The following is a 243-nucleotide window of genomic DNA, read 5'->3' as shown; positions in this document are numbered from 1 at the left end:
CCGTTATCTTCTGCATCGGGCAGTGCCCCGGCGCGAATATTAATCTGCAACGATGGCAAAATCAGCCGTGGCATCGCCAATCCCGCATCTCTCGCAGTGCGCAAGGCCACAAATGCTGCCTGACTGATACCATCCCGAATATGAATATTGTGCTGGCGCTGCTCGGCGACCGTTACCGAGCTCATCGCTGGCCGTCCATCCGGGGGATAATCATGGCACAAATACAAGCGCACCCCATCGCCC

The 243-nt window shown here is 57.2% G+C and carries 1 pseudogene; it reads right to left on the bottom strand.

Annotated features, from left to right (window positions below):
* Window positions 1–185: pseudogene (locus tag Q4563_RS21965) on the bottom strand (MBL fold metallo-hydrolase); the annotation flags it as partial.
* Between the last annotated feature and the right edge of the window lie 58 nt (window positions 186–243).

Source organism: Gilvimarinus sp. 1_MG-2023 (assembly GCF_030548285.1).
Note: the sequence above shows the minus strand (reverse complement) of the source record. Positions and strands in the feature narration are given on the sequence as shown.